The sequence below is a fragment of the Arthrobacter gandavensis genome (assembly GCF_015355785.1).
GTDB classification, from domain to species: Bacteria; Actinomycetota; Actinomycetes; order Actinomycetales; family Micrococcaceae; genus Arthrobacter_B; species Arthrobacter_B gandavensis_A.
In genome coordinates this window covers 1-8552 of the sequence record NZ_JADKYW010000001.1, presented here as the reverse complement: position 1 = coordinate 8552, position 8552 = coordinate 1, and the positions used below count along the sequence as shown (strand labels likewise).

Below are 8552 nucleotides of genomic sequence, written 5' to 3'. Positions count from 1 at the left end.
TTTTAGCAATTCGGTGAATTCCGGGGAATTCGATCCAAACCGGCTATTCAAGCCCTTCCGGACCCAGCATCCAGTCCCAGGTTTTTTCCGCCGGCACACAAGGCGCACGGCAGATCAACCATCGATTGAAAGTTGGGGTTTGGCCGCCATGCTTCAGGCGCTTCGTGAGCGTCCCGGCTGCGGCGACTCAGAAGACTCTACACAGGTTTCGGAGACGGCGCAAATCAGCGCTGCGGCGCCGGATCCGCCCCAGTGGGAGGACCCGGCGCCACACGTGTTAGCGGTCAGGAGATGCTATCCCTGGCGGCGCCGCAGCGACGCGAGAAACAGCCCGGACCCGGCAAGCACCGCTCCGCCGCCCATCAGGGCCAGATTCATTGACTCGGCACCCGTCCGGGGCAGGCGTTCAGTCACAGAGACCGCCGAGTAGCGATTGGTGACGCCGATGTCCTGTGTTGCTCCGGGCAGGATTGAGACTTCACCGGTGAAGGTCGATTCCACGGTAACGTCTGCATTAGTCCCGGAAGCCAGCTCATAGATGGTGCAGAGCGTACCTGCGGGGATGCCTTCGTAGAGCTGCGTGTAGTCGCCTGCTGTTGTGCCTGCGGACAGCACGATGACTTCATCCACGAGTCCTTCGCCGCACTGGACATTGATAACAACGTCAGCCTGCAGACCAGCGCCATTCCCGGTGATGGTCTTGGTCACCAGCAGGCTCCCGGGATTGATCTCAACCGTGTTGGCGACGGCCAGCACGTTCTCCTCCTGCGTTATGGTGACCGGGTCAGGAAGCACAGGGGTGGCCGTCACTTCGGCAGTCGATCCGGTTTCCGGCTCAGTGACCGAGCAAACGGTTCCTACGGGCAGTCCGGATACCGTCTCAGTCACTGGTTCGGTTGTGCCCGCGGGGATGCCGAAGGTGAAGGATCCTGCCGGTCCGCAGTCCACTACCAGGGAAATGTCATCCTGCATCCCGGCTCCGGGACCGGTGATGGTCTTGGTTACCAGCAGGCCACCCGTATTGATGTCAACGGTGTTGCTGACGGCAAGGACGTTCGCGCCGTCAGTGATTGTCACGGGCTCCGGGAGCACCGGAGTGACGGTAACCTCCGCCGTTGATCCGGTGACGGGTTCAGTGACTGAACAGACCGTGCCTAGCGGAAGTCCTGCGACTGTCTCCGTCACCGTCTCAGTCGTGCCCGCAGGGATCTCGAAGGTGAAGACGCCGGCTGTTCCGCAGTCCACCAGCAGTGAAATGTCACCCTGCAACCCGGCGCCTTCCCCTGCAAACGCCTTACTGACCGTCAGGTCCCCGGCTTCGAAGAACTCCGCCGTCGCCTGGGCATTGGACTCGATCTGCGCGTCGGCTGCCAGGATCAGTTTTTGGGCGGTAGTGACCTGGGGGTTGTTGCCGGCGTAGAGGTATACGTTGCCCGTCTGGACGGGGACGACGGCCGTGGCTGTCAGCACAACCGGATCCGTGGTCTGATCATCGTTCCGAACCCACAGCTGCGTTCCGGAGGTCACCGTTGTTCCCACAAGAGGAACCGTACCTGCCGGGTCCGTGTACAGGGTGTAGCCTTCCGGGGCCGTGACCGTAATGGTGCCGGCGTCGGAAGTGATGGTGAATGGTCCCGTGACCCCGTCGGTGGGGCCCGATGCAGTGGGCGGATCGATGGCGACGTTGGGAGCCGGCGGCTCAGTCAGCGGGCCGGCAGCGAGTACCGCGGCAACAATTGCCTCCGTGTAGGGTCGGACAGGGTCTGTGTCCTCAAGGACGTAGCCATCGCTGAAAAACCATACAGCCGCCTGCACCGCTGCTGCCCGGATGCTGTCCGACGGCGCTGGCGGCACTCCCGGCTGGTCCGGGTAGTAGCTGTTCAGCACCCGGTTGACGTAGCCGATATTCGGCACATTCGATTCGCTCCAGGTGCCACTCTCGTAGCCCAGGCCGGTGTAGGTGGAGGTACGGATGTCGATGCAGTACATCTGCTGGGTATTGCCTACCTCGTCGACAGTGGTGATGATTCCGGCGAAACCCTCATTGGCCGGGTCGTAGCCAGCGGGCACGTCTGCGGGATACCCGGTAGTGGGATCGAAGGGTGTACCTACCGGAGGCAGCCCGCCGGCCACGCTTTGCCCGGGTCCGGTGCCGGTCATGGTGATCTCGGTTATGTCGGAAGGAACCTCGTTCCCGGGGGACTCGCCGGAGAACACAGCATTGGCCGGCACCGCAAGCGGCAGCAACATAAACAGGAACACCAGGAGGCCGACGGCGGCTCCACCGGTTACACCCTGGCGTCGCCTCCCGGGGCCGCTGGCTTGTACGGATTGGTGACGCAGGCTCATAGGGTTCCCGCTTCCTGTCTTGGCGTGAAGTGAATCCAAAGTCGTGAGCTCCGGATCGGCCGCACTGGGCCGTGGCCTCAGAGGCTACGTGGGCAGGACTGGGCCTGGATAGGGAGGGGGCCGAACAATCCCTCTCCCCGTCCGAATGAGGCATCCGCCATGGACGGAGGACCAAAAACACGGACTGCATGTGAAACTGTCCCGGCGCGGTCGGGGCCCGTACGGGGGCTGGTGTCCAACTGTGGTTAAACAGAAAAAGGGCCAGCGCGCGTGCGCGCCGGCCCCTGCGGGAAAGTAAAAAGTGATGGTGACACAGCCCGGAGGTGTTAAAGAGGTTCAGGCCCCGCAGCGTTGCGGGGCCTGAACCTGTCAATGATTGTCCGGCGGTGACCTACTCTCCCACACCCTCCCGAGTGCAGTACCATCGGCGCTGCGGGTCTTAGCTTCCGGGTTCGGAATGGGACCGGGCGTTTCCCCCGCGCAATGACCGCCGTAACCCTTGAACCCGACCCCCGCGTGTGTGCGGGGTGGGTAAACCTGATGGGGGTACGTGGTACCAGATGCTCCCGGCCCCTGATACCAGGGCCGGCAGCTATTCAGTTATGTTCCCTGCAACAACGCGGGTTGTTGGTTGGGAACCACATAGTGGACGCAAGCAGCATGATCTTCATACCCCTTCTTTGGCGGAACCGTTTGAAGTCGTGTTCTGCCCAGGATATGTGTGGTGTAAGTTATCGGCCTATTAGTACCGGTCAGCTTCACGGGTCTTTAGTCCCCGCTTCCACATCCGGCCTATCAACCCAGTGGTCTGGCTGGGGGCCTCTCACACACAAGGTGCATGGAAATCTCATCTTGAAGCAGGCTTCCCGCTTAGATGCTTTCAGCGGTTATCCCATCCGAACGTAGCTAATCAGCGATGCACTTGGCAGTACAACTGACACACCAGAGGTTCGTCCGTCCCGGTCCTCTCGTACTAAGGACAGCCCTTCTCAAATTTCCTGCGCGCGCAGCGGATAGGGACCGAACTGTCTCACGACGTTCTAAACCCAGCTCGCGTACCGCTTTAATGGGCGAACAGCCCAACCCTTGGGACCTACTCCAGCCCCAGGATGCGACGAGCCGACATCGAGGTGCCAAACCATGCCGTCGATATGGACTCTTGGGCAAGATCAGCCTGTTATCCCCGAGGTACCTTTTATCCGTTGAGCGACGGCCATTCCACAATGTACCGCCGGATCACTAGTCCCGACTTTCGTCCCTGCTCGAGATGTCTCTCTCACAGTCAAGCTCCCTTGTGCACTTACACTCGACACCTGATTGCCAACCAGGCTGAGGGAACCTTTGGGCGCCTCCGTTACTCTTTAGGAGGCAACCGCCCCAGTTAAACTACCCATCAGGCACTGTCCCTGACCCGGATTACGGGCCGAAGTTAGATATCCAGTATGACCAGAGTGGTATTTCAACGATGACTCCACCCGAACTGGCGTCCGGGTCTCACAGTCTCCCACCTATCCTACACAAGCCACACCGAACACCAATACCAAACTATAGTAAAGGTCTCGGGGTCTTTCCGTCCTGCTGCGCGTAACGAGCATCTTTACTCGTACTGCAATTTCGCCGAGTTTATGGTTGAGACAGCGGGGAAGTCGTTACTCCATTCGTGCAGGTCGGAACTTACCCGACAAGGAATTTCGCTACCTTAGGATGGTTATAGTTACCACCGCCGTTTACTGGGGCTTAAATTCCCAGCTTCGCCCGCAAGGGCTAACCGGTCCTCTTAACCTTCCAGCACCGGGCAGGAGTCAGTCCGTATACATCGTCTTGCGACTTCGCACGGACCTGTGTTTTTAGTAAACAGTCGCTTCCCCCTGGTCTCTGCGGCCCACACCCGCTCCGGAAAGCAAGTCTCCATCACGGGGCAGGCCCCCCTTCTCCCGAAGTTACGGGGGCATTTTGCCGAGTTCCTTAACCATAATTCTCTCGATCGCCTTGGTATTCTCTACCTGATCACCTGTGTCGGTTTGGGGTACGGGCGGCTAAAACCTCGCGCCGATGCTTTTCTAGGCAGCATAGGATCACCGGATTCCCCCGTTCGGGGGTCCCATCAGATCTCAGGTGCGTCATCAAAGACACAGTGACGGATTTGCCTATCACTGACCCTACATCCTTAGACCAGGACAACCATCGCCCGGCCCGGCTACCTTCCTGCGTCACACCTGTTAATACGCTTACCTCCCGGGATACGGTCCCGCGCTCCACCAAAACCCGGAACACCACAAGGGTGCACGGGCAGGTTTCGGGCGGTTAGTTTCCCCCGTTCAGTATGGGCGGTTTTTCGCCGGTACGGGAATATCAACCCGTTGTCCATCGACTACGCCTGTCGGCCTCGCCTTAGGTCCCGACTTACCCAGGGCAGATTAGCTTGACCCTGGAACCCTTGATCATTCGGCGGACGGGTTTCTCACCCGTCTTTCGCTACTCATGCCTGCATTCTCACTCGTGTAGGCTCCACCACTGGTTTACACCGCAGCTTCACTGCCCACACGACGCTCCCCTACCCATCCAGACGGCTGAACCACGAAGGCTTACCAAAAATCTGAATGCCACAACTTCGGCGGTGTACTTGAGCCCCGCTACATTGTCGGCGCGGAATCACTTGACCAGTGAGCTATTACGCACTCTTTCAAGGGTGGCTGCTTCTAAGCCAACCTCCTGGTTGTCTGGGCAACTCCACATCCTTTCCCACTTAGCACACGCTTAGGGGCCTTAGTTGGTGGTCTGGGCTGTTTCCCTCTCGACTATGAAGCTTATCCCCCACAGTCTCACTGCTGCGCTCTCACTTACCGGCATTCGGAGTTTGGCTGACGTCAGTAACCTTGTAGGGCCCATCGGCCATCCAGTAGCTCTACCTCCGGCAAGAAACACGCAACGCTGCACCTAAATGCATTTCGGGGAGAACCAGCTATCACGGAGTTTGATTGGCCTTTCACCCCTACCCACAGCTCATCCCCTCCATTTTCAACTGAAGTGGGTTCGGTCCTCCACGACGTCTTACCGTCGCTTCAACCTGGCCATGGGTAGATCACTCCGCTTCGGGTCTAGATCACGCCACTCACTCGCCCTGTTCAGACTCGCTTTCGCTACGGCTTCCCCACACGGGTTAACCTCGCGACGTAACACTAACTCGCAGGCTCATTCTTCAAAAGGCACGCCGTCACAGCTACAAGGCTGCTCCGACGGTTTGTAGGCACACGGTTTCAGGTACTATTTCACTCCCCTCCCGGGGTACTTTTCACCTTTCCCTCACGGTACTTGTCCGCTATCGGTCATCAGGGAGTATTTAGGCTTACCAGGTGGTCCTGGCAGATTCGCACGGGATTTCTCGGGCCCCGTGCTACTTGGGATCCTCTCCAAGCGGCAGCATACATTCCGGTTACGGGGCTAACACCCTCTACGGCCTGGCTTTCAAACCAGTTCACCTATGCACCTGCACTCACTTCACCAGTCCGGCAGAACTGATACGGAAAGTCCCGCAACCCCAGTGATGCAACGCCCGCCGGCTATCACACACCACTGGTTTAGCCTCTTCCGCGTTCGCTCGCCACTACTAACGGAATCACTGTTGTTTTCTCTTCCTGCGGGTACTGAGATGTTTCACTTCCCCGCGTTCCCTCCACGCACCCTATGTGTTCAGATGCGGGTCACCCGGTCACTCGCGCGCCGGGCGGGGTTTCCCCATTCGGACATCCTGGGATCACCGCTCGGTTATCAACTCCCCCAGGCTTATCGCAGATTCCTACGTCCTTCTTCGGCTCCTGATGCCAAGGCATCCACCGTGTGCCCTTAAAAACTTGACCACAAAGATCAACAATTAATATCGCTATCGAGAAAACCATGGAAAACCAGTACAAGACCGGTCACCAGGTTTATCTGAAATTGCACTTAATAATTTTTAAGATGCTCGCGTCCACTATGTAGTTCTCAAACAACAACCCCGTCACACCCATCCACCGGAAACGGCACCCCGCAAAGGGAACCACCACCCGGCCTCCGGCATGCGCAGGAAAACCAGAAACAACAGATCCTGTTGCCTCAGGACCCAACAGTGTGCCAAACGCTTCCCCCGGGCAACCGCCCGGACCCGCTTTCCAACCCCCAGGGGGGCGTACTCACAGACCCGGAACAACCCGGACAAACCTGTTCATTGATATTCCACCCATGAGCACCCGCCGAAGAACAAACGCCTTCGCAGCGGGCATACTCCTGGAAACCGTGCATCCAACACTGTGGAAGAACACAAACAGTTTCAGGTGCTCCTTAGAAAGGAGGTGATCCAGCCGCACCTTCCGGTACGGCTACCTTGTTACGACTTAGTCCCAATCGCCGGTCCCACCTTCGACGGCTCCCTCCCACAAGGGGTTAGGCCACCGGCTTCGGGTGTTACCAACTTTCGTGACTTGACGGGCGGTGTGTACAAGGCCCGGGAACGTATTCACCGCAGCGTTGCTGATCTGCGATTACTAGCGACTCCAACTTCATGAGGTCGAGTTGCAGACCTCAATCCGAACTGAGACCGGCTTTTTGGGATTAGCTCCACCTCACAGTATCGCAACCCTTTGTACCGGCCATTGTAGCATGCGTGAAGCCCAAGACATAAGGGGCATGATGATTTGACGTCGTCCCCACCTTCCTCCGAGTTGACCCCGGCAGTCTCCTATGAGTCCCCGGCATAACCCGCTGGCAACATAGAACGAGGGTTGCGCTCGTTGCGGGACTTAACCCAACATCTCACGACACGAGCTGACGACAACCATGCACCACCTGTAAACCGGCCACAAGTGGGGAGCGTATTTCTACGCTTTACCGGTTCATGTCAAGCCTTGGTAAGGTTCTTCGCGTTGCATCGAATTAATCCGCATGCTCCGCCGCTTGTGCGGGCCCCCGTCAATTCCTTTGAGTTTTAGCCTTGCGGCCGTACTCCCCAGGCGGGGCACTTAATGCGTTAGCTACGGCGCGGAAAACGTGGAATGTCCCCCACACCTAGTGCCCAACGTTTACGGCATGGACTACCAGGGTATCTAATCCTGTTCGCTCCCCATGCTTTCGCTCCTCAGCGTCAGTTACAGCCCAGAGACCTGCCTTCGCCATCGGTGTTCCTCCTGATATCTGCGCATTTCACCGCTACACCAGGAATTCCAGTCTCCCCTACTGCACTCTAGTCTGCCCGTACCCACTGCAGACCCGGGGTTGAGCCCCGGGCTTTCACAGCAGACGCGACAAACCGCCTACGAGCTCTTTACGCCCAATAATTCCGGATAACGCTTGCGCCCTACGTATTACCGCGGCTGCTGGCACGTAGTTAGCCGGCGCTTCTTCTGCAGGTACCGTCACTTTCGCTTCTTCCCTGCTGAAAGAGGTTTACAACCCGAAGGCCGTCATCCCTCACGCGGCGTCGCTGCATCAGGCTTTCGCCCATTGTGCAATATTCCCCACTGCTGCCTCCCGTAGGAGTCTGGGCCGTGTCTCAGTCCCAGTGTGGCCGGTCACCCTCTCAGGCCGGCTACCCGTCGTCGCCTTGGTGGGCCATTACCCCAACCAACAAGCTGATAGGCCGCGAGTCCATCCAAAACCGCAATAAAGCTTTCCACCGCCATGGCATGCGCCAGGAGGTCGTATCCGGTATTAGACCCGGTTTCCCAGGCTTATCCCGAAGTTAAGGGCAGGTTACTCACGTGTTACTCACCCGTTCGCCACTAATCATTCTGTGCAAGCACAGAAGTCATCGTTCGACTTGCATGTGTTAAGCACGCCGCCAGCGTTCATCCTGAGCCAGGATCAAACTCTCCGTAAATGTTTTACAGACACACAACCGGAGCCAAGGAAAATTGGCTGCACAGTCATGCACTAAATTCGAAACCAGCTAAAAAAACCATCCACAGCCCACGGGGTGGGCGGGACAGCCAATTCAACCAATTAAAATAATCGGTATCAATAAACTTGGCACACTATTGAGTTCTCAAACAACAGGCACATCCGGTCTACTCGGAAAACCATTCCCGATTCGGGAACTTTCTTTTTCTTTTCGCACCGCTGTGGTGTTTTACCAGCATATTCCATCCGGGCTGTTTTAGCAATTCGGTGAATTCCGGGGAATTCGATCCAAACCGGCTATTCAAGCCCTTCCGGACCCAGCATCCAGTCCC

General features: G+C 57.9%; 1 protein-coding gene and 3 rRNA genes. All 4 read right to left on the bottom strand.

Annotated elements, in window-relative coordinates; genetic code table 11:
- Positions 1 to 294: 294 nt before the first annotated feature.
- Positions 295 to 2250: a DUF5979 domain-containing protein gene (locus tag ITX31_RS00020; protein WP_194781462.1), complete on the bottom strand. Its 1956-nt coding sequence runs from the start codon at positions 2248 to 2250 to the stop codon at positions 295 to 297.
- Positions 2251 to 2727: 477 nt separating this feature from the next.
- Positions 2728 to 2844, bottom strand: a 5S ribosomal RNA gene (gene rrf / locus ITX31_RS00015).
- Positions 2845 to 3070: 226 nt separating this feature from the next.
- Positions 3071 to 6206: ribosomal RNA gene (locus ITX31_RS00010) — 23S ribosomal RNA — on the bottom strand.
- A gap of 464 nt (positions 6207 to 6670) precedes the next feature.
- A 16S ribosomal RNA gene (locus ITX31_RS00005) occupies positions 6671 to 8200 on the bottom strand.
- The 16S, 23S and 5S rRNA genes sit together here, the layout of an rRNA operon.
- Positions 8201 to 8552: the final 352 nt, after the last annotated feature.

Bases quoted from the DNA above. Each gene is read 5' to 3' on its own strand.
- ITX31_RS00020 (WP_194781462.1), bottom strand. From the start codon at position 2,250: ATGTTGCTGCCGCTTGCGGTGCCGGCCAATGCTGTGTTCTCCGGCGAG.